Raw genomic sequence first — 20,251 nt, 5'->3', positions numbered from 1 at the left:
CTTAGCGGCATCTACAATGGGCGCTGTCAGCGCCTTTCGAGCATTTACCGCACCCGTAGTGCGAGTCCTTTAACTCTTGAGAATGGGTGCCGCCTCAAACTTTGCCAATGCATATCCAGCAGCAGCAGCCATATCGAGAAGGTAACCGAGTTCGTCGTTGGATTGCGGAAGATTGTTGTCCTGGGGGCGCGCCCAATCCGAACCAAGTGCCTCAACTGCCTGCTCCGCAAGCAACTGCCATTCAGGCGCGACATGGGTGGAACTCAATAAGTGATCGATGCGAAGGCTTATATTCTCCAAGCTGCCCCGATAGTCGCCGACGTAATCGTCCAAGCCGTCATCACCTGCCCAAATGTGGGGCGAGTGAGGTCCCATCGCGTCGCGAGCATTCCAGCAGATTGGAGTGTCGGGCTCAGACGTAATGCCGTCGACGTGCTGAATGGTTAGGTAAGCGGCATAATATGCGTTGTCGTGATGCTCGACATAGGGCGGCTTACCTAACCCTCGTCTGCGTATAACTACGCGTTTGACGATCACTTTATCGCCGCGTTGGACATGAGTTGTAATCCAACCGCTATCTATGTCTTTCCCAGTAACGAACTGGGCGGCTTTCACATGGTCGCCATCAAAATAGTCTGCGTCCCAGGGAAATGCGATGCCGAACGGCGACGCCCCATCAGGCGCATGCCAAGTTTCGCTCGGAGGGAGGTTCTCATGTCGGAGATCGAAGTGGACCCCGTCAATCTCGCCGACGCGCGCGCCGTCTAGCAGTTCTTGAAGCTGCGTAACCCTTTCCCGCATACCCCTATAGTCGGGGCTGAGAGGATTAGGCAGCGCATCGACTGACGCCGGGCTTTCGCGGTCACTGCTCATGCTCCGCGCCTCGCCAGAGGAATCACCACCGGTTCAGCCGCACGCGGCTCACAAAACCTCGCCCAACCTTCCATGAGCTTCCGCCGCTTTTCAAGCGCATCGCCCCGGCGGTAAGCCCGTTCGGTCATGTCGCCGACGACGTTGGCCAGGGCTGCCTCCGCCAACTCGCGCGGAAAGGTCGAGATTTCGCCAGCCCAGTCGCGAAAGCTGGAGCGGAACCCGTGGGGCGTGACGTTGCTGCGGTCGATGCCCATGCGAAGCAGTAGGGCATTGAAGGCGGCATCCGACAGGATGGAGCCCGGTTTAATACCGGGGAAAATCGGGGCATCGGCCGCACCACCGGTGAGCGGCTTTACTTTTCTAGAACCGCTAGGGCGGCGGTGGTCAAAGGGACGCGATGCTCGCGACCGGCTTTCATGCGCGAGGCCGGAACCGTCCAGACCTTCGCGGCCGCCAGCCCTAACGCAAGACCGGGATTATGCGGGACAACTTGGGATAACGCTAGACCGTGAGCTCATACGGCCGTTGATTATTTTAGGCTATTTTATCAAACGCGGGATGCCGTCAGACGGTGGTAAATCGGACTCTCTGTCCGCCACGGCCCCGCGCCAAGATCTCTGAATCTCTACGCAAGCAGCGTGACCCCGGGCCGAACCGGCGCTGCCACGGCAGGAGCGAGCTGCCCTTGCCGGTCGGCGTGGTTCGCTGTTCCTGGCGTCTCGACTCCGCCGTCCTCGCCCTTTTGCGTCACCGTTCTGACCGAGGGTCCGGGGCTTGAAAGCTAGTGCGGAGGTGTGACGGACTGGCCCGCCGGATCGAAGAAGGTCTCGGCCAGGGTCTGGGTTTCGGGCAGGATGTAGACCACGCCGACCGTGTTCAGAAAGACAGGCTGAATGACGCCTTCAAAGAACTCCGGCGGAACGTTGATGCAGCCGTAGGAGATCCGGTTGTCGTCCACCGTGGCCGAGGCCAGACGCTCCAGGCGCCGGTCGGCTGCTCTGGCCGTGACCACCGGGTGCAGCGAGAGGGCCAGCCCATAGTCGATCCAGAGAATGCTCTTGGCCCCGAGGTTTCTGCCGATGGACGCCACGAAGCGACCCGCGGGCGTGACGCGCTGGTCCGGCATGATCGCGGAAAGGGGAAGGTCGCCGATGCCGGGGGGCGAGACATCCCCTCGGGCCAGGCCGAGCAGGATGGGCGAGACGCCGAGGACGTGGCCTTCGGCGTTGAAGGCCAGCACCCGGGCCCCCTTTTTGTCGACGACCAGGAAGGGCAGGCCCTGGTTGTCGGCGGTCTCCAGCACCCAGGCCTTCAGCTGGCCGACCTCGCTGGCAGCCATCGCCCCGTCGCTCCATGGCCCTGTCTCATGCGCGGAGACAGGGGCCGCGAAGCCCAGCGCCAGCCCCGCGACCGCGACCGCGACCGCGACAAGTCCGCGCGAACCGGCCCGCCGGCCTTGACGCTTCGAGGCGACGGACGGGACGGCCACGATCAGTTGCGATCCTGTTTCGGAGCGTAATATGGGACCGTCATGGGAACGACGGGGACGGGCCGGGGCGCGGGCGCGACCACGAGCGGGACCGACGGCCGGTCCGGCAGGAGCTCAGGCTGCGGCATCCTCACCCCGGAATCGACGACCTCCAGACCGAGACCAGGCTCCGAGACCAGGGGCCCTGTGACGACAGGCTGGAACTGTGGATACGGGGCCGAAAGGTCTGTCGGGCTCGGCGTCGGCGTGGGGGTCGGCGTCGGCGTGGGGGTCGGGGTCGGCGTAGGCGTGGGCGTGGGCGTCGGCGTCGGCGTCGGCGTGGGGGTCGGGGTCGGGGTAGGCGTAGGGGTCGGCGTAGGGGTCGGCGTCGGCGTAGGCGTAGGCGTCGGTGTCGGCGTCGGGGTCGGCGTCGGCGTCGGCGTCGGCGTAGGGGTCGGCGTCGGGTTTGGGGTCGGGGTCGGCGTAGGCGTAGGCGTCGGGGTCGGGGTCGGCGTCGGGGTCGGGGTCGGGGTCGGGGTCGGCGTTGGCGTCGGCGTAGGCGTTGGTGTCGGGGTCGGCGTAGGCGTGGGCGTCGGGGTCGGGGTCGGCGTAGACGCTGCGGAGATCGTTCCGGCCGTGCGGAAGGTCGAGACACAGCAGGAGCCTGCGAGGGCGTACTGGTCGGCCGCGGCGCCCGCCAGCGTATAGCCGCTGTAGGTGATGCCGACGTCGGTGCCTGGACCGGCCGAGTCGAACGTGGCGCTGGCCGTGGGACCGGTCACCAGGGTGACGCCGGCTGGAATGCCGGACTGCGCCGTGGTCCGGAAGCCGGCCAAGGTGGTTGCCGTCGTGCCGTCGGCGACGCGGCCGCCTTCGGGGAACAGCAGCATGCGCTGCGTCAGTGTGGTGGTCGCACCGGTCAGGGTGAACCGGGGCGAGAAGTCGGTCGGGGCGGCGTAGGAGACCGGATTGTAGAACAGGTTGGCCTGGGTGGCGGTGACGGTCACGGGCGGCGCGAGCGCGGCGAAGATGATCGTGCCCCCGGCCACGCCGGGTCCGGTGCCATCGGCCCCGGCGATGATGGTCAGACCGACCGGAAGGCCGAGGCTCTGCGCCGCGACGGCCGCGCCCCGAGTGATGGTCACCGCGTCGTCGATGTGGACGTCGTGACCGGCGCACAGGGCGATATTGCCGTCCGTCGTCGTGATCGCGTGGAAGACGTTCACGTCCTGACCGGCGTTCAGCAGCACGCTGCCGTTGACCGTGGTGATGGGGGCGTTGACGTTGATGTCGCCGCCGCAGCAGGCCACCAGATTGCCGTTGGTCGCCGAAATCGCCGCATTGATGTTGATGTCGCCATGGGCGGTCAGACGCAGGGTCGTGGGCGTGGACGAGGCGGTCCAGGCGATGGCGTCGTTGATGAAGATGTCGCCGTTACCCGGCTGGGAGGCCCCCGGTTCGGTGAAGGTGCTGATCTCGACGCTGGTGGTGACCAGCTGGGCGGACAGGGTCGCGCCGGAGATGCCGCCCCCGGTGCCGACGATGAAGTCGGCCGGATCGATCAGCCAGGTGCCCGTGACGCCGGACGGGGCCTCGGTCGTGATGCGGGTCCCATCCGCGATCTTGACGGTCGCCGCCGAGGTCTCGATGAAGCCGCCATTGCCGCCGCCGGGCGCGCTGGCGTCCAGAACGCCTGCGACCTGGGCCGTGCCGCTCTGCATGTCGCCCAGCAGCAGGATCACGCCATCGCGCTGGCCGAGGGTGCGGGCCTGGATCACGCCGGTGTTGTTGACCACCGTCCGCAGCAGTTGCCCGGCGCCCTGGGTGGTCATCACCACGCGGCCGCCGTCGGCCTGGAGCATGCCGCCGTTCTGGACCAGGGCGCCGGCGGCCCCCTGATCGACGACCACGCTGAGCAGCCCGTCGCCGACGACGTCCAGCGTCATGGCCGCGCCCGCCGCGAGGACGACGGTGCCCAGATTGGCCTGGATCAGACCCTGGTTGCTGACCTGGCCGCCGAGCAGGGCGACATAGCCGTCATCGGCGATGAGGCTGCCCTGGTTGACGACGCTGCCGGTTCCGGTCCCCGTGAAGCGATGGGTCCCGGCCATGAAGTCGGCGTCGCTGATCCCCAGGGTCGAGGCGACGAGCCCCCCGACATTGACCTGGGCCCCCGGCGCGAACAGCACGCCGTTCGGATTGGTCAGGAATACCTGGCCGTTGGACGTCAGGCTGCCGAAGATGGCCGAGGCCTCGTTGCCGACCACGCGGTTGAGGGCGATCGCCTGGGCGTTCGGCTGGTTGAAGACGACGCTGCCGCCTTGGCCGATCGAGAAGGTCTGCCAATTGATGGCGACGTTCTGGGACGTCTGGTCGATCGTCATCGTGCCCGGGCCGGTGACGATGCTCGCCCCCCCGGCGCTGACCGATCCGCCGGTGGGAAGGGTCTGGGCCTGGGCCGTTCCGCCGCTCCAGACGGACGCCGCGAGGATGAGCCCCGCCAGGGCGGTCGAGGCCGAGAGGGTGCGACGGTGGGCGCGGCCGGCGGCGGTCTGACCCTGGGCGCCTGAGGAATGAGGTCCGGTCATCGGAATGTCCTTGTCGGAAAAAGCGCGGGTAAGGGTTGGGGCGGCCATCAGAACAGTTTCACGATCTGGAACCAGGCGCGGTCGCCGTCGTCGGGGCCCGAGGTGGAGACCTGGTCGCCGAGGCGATGCGCATAGGTGACGCTGACCAGCAGGGCGTTGGGGGCGGACCAGATCAGCCCCGTCCCGACGCCGCTGCGACGGGCGTGGTTGGATCCCGAGAACCAGGGATCGTGGGCGAAATCCACTTCCCCACTGTCGACGAAACCGATCAGCTGGAGATGGCCCGGAAGGCCGGACGTCCATGCGTCCAGAGCCAGACGGGCTTCGATCGTGGCGATATAACCCTCGTCGCCGTAGGCCTCGCCTTCCGGATAGGCGCGCACGCCGTAGGCCCCGCCCAGCTCCATCTTCTCGGAGCTGTCCAGATTGTCGCCCGCCCACTGGCCGCGCAGTGCGCCGTGAAGAGAGAGCGGACCGCGGATCGTCTGCAGCCGGGTGAAGGCATAGGTCAGCTTGGTGAAGCCGCCCTGGGTGCGGGCAGTGTTGGCGTCGGCCGCGCGTACGACGGGGTTCTCGATGTCGAGTTCGCCCGAGGTCAGGGACAGCGTCCCCGTGTTCCAGCCCCCGCCGCCGAAGCGGTCGCGGACATCGCCGGTCAGGCCGATCGTGACCGCCCGGGTTTCCTTGTCCGAGACCTGGGAGACGACGCCGACCTCTTCGCCGAGCCATTTGGCATCGAAACCGGCGAGGGCGTAGAGGTTGGCATTGCGGGAGCGGATGAGCGGATAGCGGGCGAACAGGCTGAAGATTTCGGCGGTCCCCCCGGCGTCGAGCGCCGAGAATTCGCGACCCAGTCCATATTCCATATGGGTGTAGGCGACCCCGACGGTGGCCTCGCCGACGGGGACCTGCCAGGCGGCGCGGCCATAGGCCAGATCGTCGGTGGAAACCAGCAGGCGCAGGCTGAGCAGATCGCCGAAGCCGGTCGCATTGGCGAGGTTCACCGAACCGCCCAGCCGGTAAGCCCCCGTGTAGCGATTGCCGGCGTTGTCGGCTTCCAGACTGCCGTAGATCCGGGGCGCGCGCGCCAGATCGACCGTCAGATCCGACGTGCCGACCTCGGCGCCGGGCGATAGCGTCGATTTGACGATGACGCCGGGCGTGTCGGACAGCAGCAACAGGCGGCGTTCCAGCGGCGCGAGGGCGACCGGATCGCCCGGGTTCAGACCGGCGATCAGGCCGCGCACCTGACGGTCCGCCAGTCCGGACTCGTTGCGAAGATCGATGGCGCCGTATCGGCCCTCGACCACGGCGAGGGTGACGGTTCCGCCGACGACGTCCTGGGCCGGCAGATAGGCCTGGGCCAGGACATAGCCCCGCGCATTGTAGAAGCGCGTGATCCGCGCCGCCATGTTGCGGAGTTCGGGCAGCGTGAGGTCCAGACCGGGAGAAAACTCCGTCGCCGCCAACAACTCGGCTTCCGGGAACAGAGTCGCGCCCGAGATGCGCAGCGCATCGACACGGACGCGGGCGCCTTCTGCGGCGGCGTCGACCGGGGCTTCGGGTCGCTCGATACGGAAATCCGGCGTGGGCCGGATCGCGGGGGCCACAGGCGGGATCTGTTGGAGCTGACCCCCGACCGGTGGCTGCTGGGCTCTGGCGCCCTGGGCTGTGGCCAGGAGTGCCGCCACAATAAGACTTGAACGGAACATTGCCGCCTCGAGATACCGCCGCGAATTCAGGGCGTAACGGCTCTCACGCAGCAGGGAGCACGCACGTAGAAGGGCCGCTCGAACGAGGCCTCACGCACGAAGCTGCGGTACACGACGCAGTTGCGGGAAACTTGGAAATCACAACACGCAATCAATGCGCCGAATGATTTAAGAATAGATGAAGTTAAATAACCGGCCAAAACGTCGCACATCTACAGTTAACATGCCATTTACAGCCAGCTTATTTGCAGTGCAACTTCAGCATGGCCAAGTGAATATTCAGAAGAATGACCAGTTTGCTTGGAACAAAATCCGCATTCCGGTGTTACGGCCATGGGCCGGCCCTGGATCTAAAGCCCAGAAGCAACCCGAGCGAGGCATGATCCCGGACGCGGACATGTGGGCTCAGGCCGTCGCGATCGAGGGGGTACTGGCCTGCCGCTTGCTGACCATGGGCGGGGCAGACCCGAAACGAGACTCGGTACTGCGTCTCGTCCTCGATCGGTCAGCAGCGTGCGACTTCGTCGATGGCCCGGAGCAAGACCATGGCCGCAAGCCTCAAACCGCTGTCGACACACGTGTTTGCGCGCCTGGCGCTGGCGGCCCTCGCCGTCCTCGGCGTTCAGGCGATGGCGACCCTGCCCGCCTCGGCCGCCGACGGCGCTTCGACGCTCGGGGTCCCGCCACGAACGCCCACCCAGGCGGACTTCCAGACGGAGGACGCCTCTGACGACGCGCGCCGGACCGCCGACTGGATCGCCCGCAGCGGCGACAATCAGGGACGGCCCTTCATCATCGTCGACAAGCGGAACACCAAGGTCTTCGTCTTCGACGGCTACGCGGGTTTGCAAGGCGCGACCGTGGCCCTGCTGGGGCTGGCGGTCGGGGACGAGTCCGCCGACGGTGTCGGCAACCGCAAGCTGTCAGAGATCCGCCCGGAAGAGCGGACCACCCCCGCCGGCCGCTTCGACGCCTCCTTCGGGCTCAATCTCGCGGGCCAGGACATCCTCTGGATCGACTACGATACGGCCCTCGCCCTGCACCGGGTCCTGGCTGTCGGGACGCGCCAGCACCGCCTCGAACGACGCGCGGCAACCTCCGCTCTCAGCCGCCGCATCACCTTCGGATGCATCAACGTGCCCGTCGACTTCTACGAACAGGTGGTTCAGCGAGCATTCGCCGGAACCGTGGGGGTCGTCTACATCCTTCCCGAGACGAAGCCGGTCGGCGAGGTTTTTCCGGGTGTGATGGGCCGGATCTAGGCTCCCGGTCCGCCTGCCGGGCCTGCCCACTCGCTCACAAAGGCCGTGTCTTGCGTGGGTCTCAGACTGCACGGACCCGTCTGCGCCCGGGTGCCGTGAGCCATAGGCTTGGACGGCACCCGGGCGGGCATCGGATCACATCAGATAGAAGTCCCCCGCGGTGAGCGCCGCATGGTTCGACAGCGTCGCGATCTGGATCTGCGCCAGACCGCCGACGCCGTCCGCGTCGTAATACAGCGCGCCCTGGCCCTGATTGTAGATCAGATGCTGGTCGGCCGTCCGCGCCCTGTCGCCGAACACGAACGCGCCGGCGTCCACGATCGCGTTATCGGCGAAACCCGTGAAGACGGATCGATCCAGGCCGATGCGATCCTGGCCGGCCGAAAAGTCTGCGATGACGTCGCGGTTGGTCGAGCTGTCCAGGACGTCGAACACGAACGTGTCGGCTCCGGCACCGCCTTGCAGCGTGTCCCGGCCGCCCCTGCCGCTCAGCGTATCGTCGCCGCCACCGCCGGTCAGGACGTTGTTGTACTGGGAGCCGAGCAGGGTCACGGCCGCGGATGCGCCCGATGCGTCGGCGTTCTCGAAGCCGAACACCGACTTGCCGGCGATCTGGCTGGTCGAGGAGTTTCCCAGATTGACGAACGCGTCACCGAGCAGCACCAGGGTGTCGGAGCCCCCGCCGCCGCCGACGCTGAAGTCGGCCGCGTCGTAGACGATCCGGTCGTTGCCGCCGCCGCCATCCAGATTGTCCGCGTTCGCTCCGCCGTCCAGAACGTCGTCGCCGTCGCCGCCTTTCAGCGCATCGTTGCCGCTGCCGCCGATCAGGACGTTGTTGAACTGAGAGCCGGTCAGTTTGACGGCATCGGTCGAGCCCGAGGCGTCGGCGTTCTCGAACCCGAACGCCGACTTGCCGTCGACCTGGCTGGTCGAGACATTGGCGAGGTTCACCACCGCCCAGTTGCGCAGCACCAGGGTGTCGTTGCCGGCTCCGCCATTCACCGAAGCGTCGAGGACATCAAAGACGATCCGGTCGTCCCCGGCCCCGCCGTCGAGCGTGTCCCGGTCCGCGCCGCCGTCCAGAACGTCGTTGCCATCGCCCCCGTAGAGCGTGTCGGAGCCGGCGCCGCCGATGAGGGTGTCGTTGCCCGCACGCCCGTCCAAGATATTGGCGCTCGCGTTGCCGGTGATCTGGTTGTCCAGAGCATTGCCGGTGCCGTCGATCTTCGCAGCGCCGGTCAGCGTCAGGTTCAGATCATCGTCGACCATCGACGTCGTCACCCCGGCGCTGAAGGACACCGGTCGCTTCACGTCGTCGAGGGCATAGGCCCGGACGTAGTCCACCCGCAGGTCGGCGCCGTTGAAGGCGTCGGTGGGATTTCCGCCCCAGTCGCCGCCGATCGCCAGATTGACCAGCATATACATGGGCTGGTGCATGTCGGCGGGCGTGGGCATGGAGGCCGACGCGACGCCGTCGATGTACCAGGTCAGGGTCTCGGCGGTCCACAGGACGCCGTAGGTGTGGAAGCCGCTGGTCGCGGTGGGCACCAGGGTGGAGAAGCCGGTTTGGGTTTTCTCGTCTTTCGTTCCCGAATGGGCGGTCTGGTAGAGCGTGGTGCCGCCCAGCTGTTCGAAGACGTCGAGCTCGGACACACTGGCAGAGGGGGTCTCGGGCAGCAGCCAGAAGGCGGGCCATACGCCCTGACCGGTCGGCAGCTCCGCGCGGATTTCGAAATAGCCATAGGTCTGAGCGAACGAGGTTTGCGTCGTCAGCAGTCCGGACGTGTAGTCATAGCCCCAGAGCGCCGCATCGAGGGCGGCGGGCGTCCGGTCGGCGTGGATCGTGACCACCCCGTTCTCGACCTGGAAGGGATTGAGGCCCAGGGCACCCGCACCGGTCCCGGTCAGGAACGGATCGACATAGAGTTGCAACTCGTTGTTCGGGGCGAGGGTCCGGCTGCTGTAGCCTGTCCAGATGCTGTTTTGCGACCCGGTGGCGAACTGAGTCTTCCAGGTGCCGAGACCGGTGGCGGGGTTGACCAGGCTGAGCGTGTTGAACTCTTCGGCGAAGGACAGATGGTAGTTGGACAAGTCCACCGGCAACATGAAGTTCGACGCCGACAGGTTCGCGACCACCATATCCTTGATCAGGACCTGATCACCGTTGTCGTGTTTGATCAGCACATCCGACCCGGCCTGCGTCATGTGCGACTTGATCTCGGCGAAGGTGCTGTAGCCATAGCCGGTCAGCTTGATGAGGTCGGCTCCGGCCCCCTTGGCGGCGAAGCCGTAGACCACGTCGCTTCCGTCGCCGGCGTTGAACTGGAACCGGGTCGTGCTGGCGCTCTGGTCGGAAAGCACATCATTCCCTTGTCCGCCCTCCAGTAGGTTGCGCCAGCCCGTGCTGATGAGCAGGTTGTCCAGCCCATTGCCGACGCCGCTGAAATCGTTGCCCGCCATCACCAGGTTCTCGACGTTGGCGGTCAGCCGATAGTCGCGGTAGGCATAGACGGTATCGTTGCCGTCCCCGGTCTTCTCGACGACCGCGCTGTCGACGTTGATGACATAGTAGGTGTCATGGCCCGCGCCGCCCGCGAGCGCCGAGCGGAACCCGAGATCCTGAAGGGTGTCGTTGGTGGCGCCGCCGCTCAGGGCATGTCCCGCCGCTGTCCCAACAAGCTTGTTCGCGCCCCACGCCGACAAACTGAGCGCGCGACCATTAAAGTTGACGAGGTTTACTGTCATAATAATCCACCGGTTTACAACTGACTGTAAATCGACGGGTTCTAATCTTAGGTTTTCAGACGACCTTAATACGTACTAACCCTATTTAAGATCAGGAGACGCTATCGAGGCGTCCATCGCTGTCTATGCGCGTGGAAACAGCACCAGACCCGATTGCCGAAGGCGATTTCCAGCGCGCTTCCCAGGCGGTGCGGTCAGGTCCGGACGGCGGTTTCGCACGTTCCACTTTCGACAACGGATCCCCGCCGTCTGACCGAAGCGGCGACCCATTTTTCCGGGGTCGCGACCGTCAATCCGGCCGCCGGGCCGGTTGCGCTGAGGACGTGGTTATTCTATGCCTAAGGCATCGACGAACCACGTCAATTTAGCGGGTCCCGTCGCCCGCCCAAACGGTGGCGTCGCGCCAGATTTCGTTGGGGACCGACCACATGTTCGACGGATGGGTTCCGACACGCCCCGGGACGGAGGACGTGGCCAGCGCCGTTCGGGCCTGTCGCTCCCATCTGGTGGGCGCTGCCCTGTTCAGCGCCTTCGTCAATCTGCTCTACCTGACGCCGACCCTGTACATGCTGCAGGTGTACGACCGGGTCGTGCCGACCGGCGGCTACATGACTCTCGCCCTGGTCAGTGGGGTCGCCCTGCTGGCCTTGGCGACGCTGGCGGGCCTGGACTGGCTGCGCACGCGGCTGCTGATCCGGGCGGCGCTGGAACTGGATCATCGACTGGCACCCGGCCTGTTCGCGCGTTTGATGGCGCACAAAGGCCGGCCGCAGGGGGCTCAGGCCCTGCGCGACTTCGATCAGGTGCGCGGGGCTCTCAGCGGACAGGGTGCCCTGGCGATCATGGATGCGCCCTGGACGCCTCTGTACCTCGGCTGCTGCTTTCTTCTCCACCCGGCGATCGGTGTGCTGACCCTGGTGGGCGGACTCGTTCTGTTCGGGCTCGCCTGGGCCAATGAGCGCGACACGCGGACCCGTCTGACCGAAGCCTCCGACGCCGCCGTGGGAGCCTATGCTCTCCAGGAGGCCCTGGTCAGCCAGTCGGAACTGGTGCGCGCGCTCGGCATGCGGAAATCCAGCATCGCCGTCCAGGTCGATCGACGGCGCACGGCCATCGACCGACAGGTCGATGCCCAATTCACCGGGGGGCGATACTCGGGGCTGATAAAGTTCGTCCGTCTCACGCTCCAGTCCGCGGCGCTGGGGCTGGCCGCCTTTCTGGTGATCCGGGGTCAGATGTCGGCCGGCGCGATCATCGCGTCGTCTGTGCTCCTCAGCCGCGCCGTCTCCCCCATCGAGCAACTCGTCGGGGCCTGGCCCGGATTGGTTCAGGCCCGGAACAGCTGGCGCTCGCTGATCACGCTGTTTGCCGAGACGCCGGACCCCAGCCGTCTGAGGATGGAGCTGCCCGCCCCCCTCGGCCGCCTGGCGGTCGAGGGCGTTCGTGTGCAACTGCCGGGGACCAACGCCCCGACCGTCGGACCCGTCAGCTTCGTGCTTGAGCCCGGCCAGAGCCTGGGGATCATCGGCCAGAGCGGATCGGGCAAGACGACCCTGGCCCGCGCCCTCGCCGGCGCGCTGGAACCGACCCACGGCACCCTGCGGTTGGACGGAGCCGAATACCAGGCGCGCGACGGCGACGAACTGGCCCGTCACATCGGCTATCTGCCGCAGAGTCCGACCCTGTTCCCAGGATCGATCCGGGACAACATCTCCCGGCTCGCGACGGCGGGCGGTGCCGACCCTTCATCGGTCGATCGCGCTGTCATCGCGGCGGCGATGACCGCCGGCGTCCACGACCTGATCCAGCGTCTGCCCAACGGCTATGATACGGTGCTGGGCTCCGGCGGCGTCGGCCTGTCCGCGGGTCAGGCGCAAAGGCTGGCCTTCGCGCGGGCGCTCTATGGCGATCCCGTATTGATGGTGCTCGACGAGCCCAATGCCAGTCTGGATCAGGAGGGCGAGACCGCGCTGATGAATGGCGTCACCGCCGCCCTGGCGCGCGGGGCGGCGGTCGTGATCGTCTCGCACCGCATGGGCATCCTGGCGAATGTCGATCGCCTTCTCGCGCTGCGCGGCGGTGCCGTGCAGCTATTGGGCCCGCGCGAGGAGGTCCTGGCCAAGCTGAGTGGCGCGGCCCCCCGGGGTCAGTCCTCGTCCCTCCGTTCGGTGCCGGCCCAATGACGACACGTGCTGACGCCCTGGGGTCCCGCGCGCGCCCGGTCATAACCGGCTCGCCGCGGACCGAACTGATGGCGGGCGCGATCCTGGCGTCCGTCTTCTTCGTGGGCTTCCTTGGGTGGGCGGCCTTGGCGCCGCTGGATTCCGGCGCGTTTGCGCCCGGACACGTGTCCGTTTCTGGCAATCGGCAGGCCGTGCAACATCGCGAAGGCGGCGTGATCGCCAATCTGCATGTCTCGGAAGGCGACCAGGTCCAACAGGGGCAGGTCCTGATCGATCTCGCGAGCGGAGACATCATCGCGGCCGAGCGCGGGCTTTCGGGTCAGGTCTATGCGCTGTTGGCGCAACGGTCGCGCCTGATCGCAGAGCGCGACCGGCTTCCGATGGTCGCCGAGCCTGCGGAGTTCGCGCCCTTGGCGGGCGACGACCGCGCCCTGGCCGATGAAGCGCTGCGACTGCAGCGGCTGCAGTTCTCTGCCCGCGGCGCCGGCAGATCGACGGAGACCGGCGTCTTGCGGCAGCGGATCGGACAGCTTCAGGAACAGGTCGGGGGCTTCACCCGACAGATCGCGGCCAATGTCGAACAGCAGCGCCTGATCGGCGAAGAGCTCGATGGCCTTCGGGATCTGGCGCGACAGGGCTATGCGCCGCAGAACCGCGTGCGGGCTCTGGAACGCACAGCGGCCGCTCTGGAGGGCGAGCAGGGCTCGTTGCGGGCGCAGGTCGCGGGCACTCGGGAGCAGATCGGTCAGACCCGATTGCAGATGCTGGGCGTGACGACGGAGATGAACGAGGACGTGTCGGATCAGCTTCGCCAGATCGAGGTGCAGCTGAACGACCTGCGGCCCAAGCTCACGGCTCTGCGAGACGAGCTGGGGCGAAGCCAGATCAGAAGCCCGGCCACGGGTCAGGTGGTTGGCTTGACCGTCTTCACCCCCGGCGGGGTCATTCAACCCGGCCAGACGCTGATGGAGGTCGTGCCGGACGACGCGGCACAGGTGATCGTCGCGAACGTCAATCCGTCGGACATCGACAACGTGAAACTGGGTCTCGTCACGGAGGTGAAGTTTCCGGGGCTTCTGAACGGATCGGCACCGATCCTGAGAGGACGCGTGACCCGTCTATCCGCCGACAGTTTCACCGACGAAACGACCGGACAGAGCCACTACCGGGCCGAAGTGGTGGTTCCGAAACCGGAAATGGCCGCCCTTGGCCCGGCCGCGGCGAGGATCCGGTCGGGGATGCCCGCCGAGGTCGTCATCGTCCTGCAGAAGCGGACCGCCCTGGCCTATCTGCTGGAACCCCTGACTCGGACGCTCTGGCGTTCAGGGCGGGAGCAGTAGGCATCGTCGCGGGCGACGAGCTGACCGCGACCCATCGGATGGCCGGATGGACTGGCGGAATCGCCTGCCACGGCCGAGGCCCCAGACGGCGCGATCGCCTCCCGGGTCCTTCAGCCGTCAATGGGTCCGGCCAGCCTCAGAACAGCCAGCCGGGGTCGACGCCGGCGAACGCAGCCGGCGCGACGAAATGGTGCAGATCGGTCAGGTAGTTGTCCGACAGTTCGGCGTCGACGGCCGCGTCGTCCGCCAAGACCTGGCTGAAGACGCCCTGCGACGCTGACAGGTTTCGCAAGGCCGTCGGCTCATAGGCATATCCGGCGGGATCGATCTGAAGATCCGCAAGCTGCACGTTCTTGACCAGGATGGTCTCGCCCGTCGCCAGCGAGATCAAGGCATCCGACCCCTGCTGCCTCAGACTGGAGGCGATCCCGGCGGACGTGAAGGCAGAGACGTCGATGACGTCCCGCTCGCCGTCCAGACCGAAGTCGTTGATCGTGTCCGCGCCGGTCCAGCGTGTGAAGACGAACTGATCGGCCCCCTCTCCCCCGATCAGGGTGTCGTTGCCGCTGTAGCCGTTGATCGTGTCCGCGCCGGCCCCGCCATCCATGACATTGGCTCCGGTGCTGCCGGCCATGGAGTTGCCCAGGCTGTTGCCCGTGGCGTTGATGCTGGCCGCGCCCGCCAAGGACAGGCCCTCGATGTTGGCCCCGATCGTGTAGCTGACCGTACTGGTGACCCGATCCCAACCCTCGTTGACCCGTTCGACGACCACGTCCCCGACATTGTCGACAACATAGCGATCGTCACCGGCCCCGCCCGACATCGTGTCCGCACCCGCTCCGCCATCCAGTGTGTTGGCGCCGGCGTTGCCGATCAGGGTGTTGTCCAGGCTGTTGCCCGTGCCATTGACGTTCGCGGCTCCTGAGAGCGTCAGCCGCAGGTGGCCATCGCCCAGGATGGTGGAGACGGACGCGCTGATGTCCAAGACGATCGGCCGGAAGGTGTAACCGACGGCTGTGGCCTCGAAATTGGCGAGGGAGGTGCCGCGGACCAAGATGGTCTCCCCGGTGGCCATCGCAACCAGGACGTCGCTGCCCTGCTGCGTCAAACTCACGGCGATCCCGGCGGATTTGAAGGCGGAGACGTCGATCACGTCCTTTTCACCGTTCAGCCCGAAGTCGTTGATCACGTCCGCGCCGGTCCAGCGTGCGAAGGCGAACTGATCGGCCCCCTGCCCCCCGATCAGGGTGTCGTTGCCGCTGTAGCCATTGATCGTGTCCGCGCCGGCACCGCCATTCAGAACATTCGCGCCGCCATTGCCGGCCATGGAATTGCCCAGCCCGTTGCCCGTGCCGTTGATGCTGGCCGCGCCCGACAAGGACAGTCCCTCGATGTCGGCACCGATCGTGTAGCTGACCGTACTGAAGACCCGGTCCCAGCCCTCATTGACCCCTTCGACGGCCGTGTCCCCGACATGGTCCACGACATAGCGATCGTCACCGGCCCCGCCCGACATCGCATCCGCGCCCGCTCCGCCATCCAGCGTGTTGGCGCCGGCGTTGCCGATCAGGGTGTTGTCCAGGCTGTTGCCCGTGCCGTTCACGTCGGCGCTGCCGGTCAGGGTCAGGCGCACATAGCCGTCGGCCAGGGCGGTCGACACCGCCGAGGTGACGTGGAGCGGCCGGTTCATCTCATCGAGCGAATAGGCCCGGACGTAGTCCACCAGCAGGTCCGCGCCAGAGAAGCCCGGCGACGGGTTTCCGGGCCAGTCTCCGCCGATGGCCAGATTGACCAGCATATACATTGGCGAGTGCATGTCGGCCGGCGTCGGTACCGAGGCGGTCGCGATCCCGTCGATGTACCAGGTGATCGTCTGGGCGGTCCACAGCACGCCATAGGTATGGAAGCCCGTGGACGCCTGGGGCATCAGGGACGAGAAGCCCGTACGGGCCGGACTGCCTGCCGCCGAGGAATGCACGGTCTGATGGACACTGTCGTCGCCGACCTGCTCGAACACGTCGATCTCGGCCGTCCCGTTCCGGTTGGCCGGCAGCAGCCAGAAGGCCGGCCAGACACCCTGCTGTTCGGGCAGCTGGGCACGAATCTCGAAATAGCCGTAGGTCTGGGTGAACGACCCCGCCGTCGTCAGAAGACCGGACGCGTAGTCATATCCCCACAGGACATTCTGTTCGGCCGCAGTCGTCGGCCGAGCGTGGATCTGGAGTATGCCGGCATCGGCGGAGAAGGGGTTGAGCCCCAGAGGCGTCTTGCCCGACCCCGTCAGCAACGGGTCGACATAAAGCTGCAGTTCGTGGTTCGACGTCAGCGTCCGGCTGGAATAGCCGTTCCAGACATCCGTGGAACCGGACGTGAACGTCGTGGACCATCCCGTGGTGCCCGAGCCGGTGCGCAGGTTTACGGTGTTGAAATTGTCCTGATAGGCCGGCGTGCGCCAGTCCGTTGATAGCTCCAGCAGGAAATCCTGAGCCGACAGGTTCGACATCTGGACGTTGCGGATAAGGACGGCGTCATTGGCCGACAGCGTGATTTTGACGTCCGATCCGACCTGGGTCATCAGGGCGCTGACCTGATCAAAACGGGTCAGGCCGTATCCCACGAGCTGGATCCAGTCGTGGTTCGCGCCGGTGGCGGTGAAGTTATGGATGACATCATAGCCACCGCTGCGCGCCACCGAAAACCGGGTCTGGCCGCCGCCTTCATCGACCAACACATCATTGCCGGCTCCACCGACCAGAACCGACCGCAGACCGTTGACCGTGAGCAACATGCCCGAGTCATTGGCCACCCCGGTCTTCTGGTTGCCCAGGATCTTCAGCACCTCCACGCCCGTCGGCGCGACGAAGTCCGAATAGGCCGTGATCGTGTCGACGCCGCCTCCGGCCGACTCCACGACCCGCGTCCGGCTATCGATCACCACGTAGCTGTCGCCGTCCGCTCCGCCCGATAGTCGATTGCCACCGGCCATGTCCGCCAGCTGATCCGCGCCATTCGACCCGGTCAGGGTCGCACCGGGGGTCTGCGCCCTGAAGTAGGACGTAGGGCGCGGCGCTTCCGACATCACGACGCCGAAGTAGTTCCAATAAGACGGCATTCAAACCCCGATACTGTTTTACGAAGGTATTGAGACACTCATGGCAGTGCCCGCCTGATTCTGATTCAAGCAGGGGTAGCAAAATCCTCGACATTTCCACTAGATCACGCCGCTTGACCTGATTCAGCGCTGGGACAGTCACCGTCGGTTAGTGCGGAAATCATTTATATGATAGGCGGGCCAGGGCTAAACAGAGTTATGTTCGATTAAGTAGTCTGGGCGCCACACGCGTTTCCGCTTAGCTGTCTCAGCGTGGCTCGGCGGCGCGTAATTCTCTTGAAAATGTACCTAGCTCTGCACTTCGGAAGGTTGTGCAAATGCGGCCATGCTGCGAGGAGAACAGTCTAGGCCGGACCTAGGATGCGGGGTTCCGTCGGCGGCCGACAGGGGGATTGGGCGATGAAATACCGGACACTCACGCAGGACGACGTTTCGGGCGGAACGACGCAGCTTTCAGCATTGGCCCTGGGCTGCAGCCGGATCGGGTCGTTCAGCAATCCGACCCCGATGGCCGACATCAGGGCCACGCTGCGCCGCGCGCTTGAGCTCGGTGTCAACGTGTTCGACACCGCTGACGTCTACGGCCAGGGCGATAGCGAGCGAGAAATCGGCAAGCTTCTCAAGGGCCGTCGGGACCAGGGCTTCGTGGTCACCAAGCTCGGTTTAACCTTCTCGACCAAGATGAAGCTGCTGCGGCTGCTGAAGCCCATCCTGAAGCCGATCATCATGGCGCGGGGCGGCGGCGAGGCCGTCGCCGGTCAGCGCGGCGACAACATGTCCCGCAACTTCGACCCTGCGACCTTCGCCCCCCGACTGGACGCCTCGCTCGGCCGATTGGGCTTCACCTATGTGGACGCCCTTCTGCTGCACAGCCCGCCGGCGTCGGTCGCGGGCGATCCGGCGGTCGGCGCGGCTCTGGCCGCCCTGAAGGCCGCCGGCAAGGTGCGCCATTTCGGCGTGTCATGCGACGACCACGCCTGCCTTGAGGCGGCCCTGACGATGCCGGGCCTGACCCTGCTGCAGTTGCCGCTGGACGTGATCGACGCGATCCAGACCTCGCCTGTCGGCGAAGAGATCGCCCGACGGAGCATCGGCGTCCTGGCGCGAGAGGTGATCCGCTTCCAGCCGGGCATCGCTCCGCCGACGGCCGTCGCCAACGCCCTGGGCCGAAATCATGTGACTTCGGTCATCGTCGGGACCAGCAAGACGGCCCACCTCGAGCAGGCGGCCGCAGCCGTCCTCCAGGCCTAGGTCCGCTGATGCCCTCCTTCCGCAGCCTCGGCGTCGCGGTCCGCGCCGCCTCCTATGTTCCGCCCCTCGCCCTGCTGCATCATCTGCGACGTCGCGTGCGCGCCCGGCTGATCCCGCTGCGGGGGGCCGCCTTCGAGGTCACGCTTGAAACCGAGGCGTCGCGGCTGCCCCCCGTCGCCGCATCCCCGTCGGCGGCCGCAGCGCGCGCGGCCGAAACGGTCGCGATGTATTTCGCGGCCAAACAGGCCAAGAATGTACCCCAGTGTTTCGACGGCAAATTCACCTTCCTCAACCGCACGCACGATTTCGGCGGCGCGGACAAGGTCGACTGGCGCATCGACATGGACGGGGGTCGCTACCAGCTGTGGCGCGCCAACCTGTCCTTCATGGGCTATCTGAGCCCGGCGATCGACGCCGATCCGAAGCGCGGCCTGGCGCTGTCTGCGGTCCTTGCCCGGAGCTTCCGCCGGTTCGCGCGGTTCGACCGGTCCTCGGTCTTCAGCGACGCCTGGAACAGCTATCCGGTCTCCCAGCGTATTCTGGCGCTCGGCACGGCCCTGATCCGCTTGCCGACGGAGTTGCGCGGCACCGAGGACGCCCGGGTCACCGAGGATTTCCTCAGGTTCAACGTCGCCTATCTGCTGCGAAACCTCGAGACCGAGCTCGGGTTCAACCACCTGGAACGCAATCTGTCGGCCCTGGCGATCTACGCCCTGGCGTCGGGCGAGACCCCACCCGCAGTGCGCAAGGCGATCCTGGCCAATTTCGATCACGTCGTCGGCGAGACGATCGGCGAGGACGGCGTCCAGCTCGAACGCTCGCCCATGTATCAGGGCCTGACCATCCAGAGCCTGCGGGTGTTCCGGGAACTGGACATCTGGACGCCCGACCAGGCGGCCCTGATCGCGCGTCGACTGCAGGCGGCGGAGGCGGCCCTGGCGGCGATGACCCTGGGTGACGATCGCCCGTCGCTGATGAACGACGGCTGGTTCGATGAGGCCCCGCGCGCGTCGCAGATCCTGGGAGACTATAGGGTTCCCGGCTTCGTCGCCCTGCGTGACGCCGGATATGTCCGCCTGGCCCGGGACGGTGCCGTCGCCCTGTTCGACGCGGGTCCGATCGGCCCGGACGCCAATCCCGGCCATGGTCATCCCGACTTCCTGAGCCTGGAAATGACGCTGAACGGAGCCCGTCTCCTCGTCGACCCCGGCACCAGCGGTTATTCGGCCGATGCGGGTCGCCAGCGGGATCGCAGCTGGGACCAGCACAACGGTCCGTCCATCACCGGGGGAACGCCCGTAGAGTTCCTCGGCTCCTTCAAGGTCGGTCGGCGCGTCGCCGCCGTGCTCGACGCCGCGGACGAGACGGAAGGCGTCCAGCGCGCCGCCGGCTCGCTGCGGTTCGGCGATGTCGTGGTCCGACGGGACGTCTCCCTGACCGGATCGACCCTGACCCTCGCCGACCGGTGGGAGAGCGGCGCGGGCGAACGCGTCGCCCGTTTCCTCGTGCCGTCGGAATGGACCGCGGCCGACGTCGGGCCGACCGGCCTCACCCTGGAACGCGATGGCCAGACGGTCCGGCTCTCAGTCAGCGACGCCCGTCTGTCGATCGCCGACAGCCGGTGGTCCTGCCGGTACAATCTGTCCGAGCCCGCCCACGAGATCGTCGTCCGGCCGGTCGCCGACCGGGCGACGACGATGCTGACCTGGGTCTGATC

Annotated in this window: 12 protein-coding genes; 5 read left to right on the top strand and 7 right to left on the bottom strand. The window is 66.4% G+C overall.

The window, feature by feature from the left end; genetic code table 11:
- Positions 1 to 69: 69 nt before the first annotated feature.
- The 5 genes from BZG35_RS17570 to BZG35_RS05700 form a co-directional block, all read right to left on the bottom strand.
- Positions 70 to 873 (bottom strand): hypothetical protein, encoded by an 804-nt coding sequence (locus BZG35_RS17570; protein WP_150125950.1) that lies wholly within the window; start codon positions 871 to 873, stop codon positions 70 to 72.
- The gene (locus BZG35_RS05715) at positions 870 to 1,127 is read right to left on the bottom strand and encodes a hypothetical protein (RefSeq protein WP_077354777.1); all 258 of its coding nucleotides are present in this window, start codon (positions 1,125 to 1,127) and stop codon (positions 870 to 872) included. Before BZG35_RS05715 ends, BZG35_RS17570 begins: the two co-directional genes overlap by 4 nt.
- Before the next feature lie 527 nt (positions 1,128 to 1,654).
- The gene (locus tag BZG35_RS05710) at positions 1,655 to 2,212 is read right to left on the bottom strand and encodes a L,D-transpeptidase (RefSeq protein ID WP_216351888.1); all 558 of its coding nucleotides are present in this window, start codon (positions 2,210 to 2,212) and stop codon (positions 1,655 to 1,657) included.
- A 152-nt stretch (positions 2,213 to 2,364) separates the two neighbouring features.
- Positions 2,365 to 4,929 carry a filamentous hemagglutinin N-terminal domain-containing protein gene (locus tag BZG35_RS05705; RefSeq protein WP_077357862.1) on the bottom strand — a complete coding sequence of 855 codons (2,565 nt, stop codon included), beginning with the start codon at positions 4,927 to 4,929 and terminating at the stop codon, positions 2,365 to 2,367.
- Between the two features lie 47 nt (positions 4,930 to 4,976).
- Complete coding sequence (locus BZG35_RS05700; protein ID WP_253189280.1) at positions 4,977 to 6,539, bottom strand: ShlB/FhaC/HecB family hemolysin secretion/activation protein; 1,563 nt, start codon at positions 6,537 to 6,539, stop codon at positions 4,977 to 4,979.
- A gap of 647 nt (positions 6,540 to 7,186) precedes the next feature.
- Here BZG35_RS05700 and BZG35_RS05695 point away from each other — a divergent pair.
- A complete protein-coding gene (locus BZG35_RS05695) occupies positions 7,187 to 7,903 on the top strand; it encodes a L,D-transpeptidase (protein WP_253189279.1) in 717 nt (238 codons plus the stop codon).
- 135 nt (positions 7,904 to 8,038) lie between these two features.
- On the opposite strand, the gene BZG35_RS05690 is transcribed toward BZG35_RS05695, so the two are convergent.
- Positions 8,039 to 10,648 (bottom strand): family 16 glycosylhydrolase, encoded by a 2,610-nt coding sequence (locus tag BZG35_RS05690; RefSeq protein ID WP_077354774.1) that lies wholly within the window; start codon positions 10,646 to 10,648, stop codon positions 8,039 to 8,041.
- Positions 10,649 to 11,076: 428 nt separating this feature from the next.
- On the opposite strand from BZG35_RS05690, the gene BZG35_RS05685 reads away from it, so the two are divergent.
- A complete protein-coding gene (locus tag BZG35_RS05685; RefSeq protein WP_077354773.1) occupies positions 11,077 to 12,831 on the top strand; it encodes a type I secretion system permease/ATPase in 1,755 nt (584 codons plus the stop codon).
- On the top strand, positions 12,828 to 14,171 hold the full coding sequence (locus BZG35_RS05680; protein WP_077354772.1) for an HlyD family type I secretion periplasmic adaptor subunit: 1,344 nt from the start codon (positions 12,828 to 12,830) through the stop codon (positions 14,169 to 14,171). Before BZG35_RS05685 ends, BZG35_RS05680 begins: the two co-directional genes overlap by 4 nt.
- Positions 14,172 to 14,307: 136 nt before the next feature.
- Here the strand turns inward: BZG35_RS05680 and BZG35_RS05675 are convergent, their stop codons facing one another.
- Complete coding sequence (locus BZG35_RS05675) at positions 14,308 to 17,283, bottom strand: family 16 glycosylhydrolase (RefSeq protein WP_077354771.1); 2,976 nt, start codon at positions 17,281 to 17,283, stop codon at positions 14,308 to 14,310.
- Positions 17,284 to 17,682: 399 nt separating this feature from the next.
- Between BZG35_RS05675 and BZG35_RS05670 the strand changes: the two genes are divergently transcribed.
- Entirely contained in the window at positions 17,683 to 18,534 is an 852-nt protein-coding gene (locus BZG35_RS05670; RefSeq protein WP_171981891.1) for an aldo/keto reductase, read from the top strand.
- Between the two features lie 8 nt (positions 18,535 to 18,542).
- Positions 18,543 to 20,249 (top strand): heparinase II/III family protein, encoded by a 1,707-nt coding sequence (locus BZG35_RS05665; protein WP_077354769.1) that lies wholly within the window; start codon positions 18,543 to 18,545, stop codon positions 20,247 to 20,249.
- The last annotated feature ends 2 nt before the right edge of the window (positions 20,250 to 20,251 follow it).

The sequence above is a fragment of the Brevundimonas sp. LM2 genome (assembly GCF_002002865.1).
Classification (GTDB): Bacteria; Pseudomonadota; Alphaproteobacteria; order Caulobacterales; family Caulobacteraceae; genus Brevundimonas.
The sequence above is the reverse complement of the archived record's forward strand: the minus strand, read 5'-3'. Positions and strand labels throughout refer to the sequence as shown.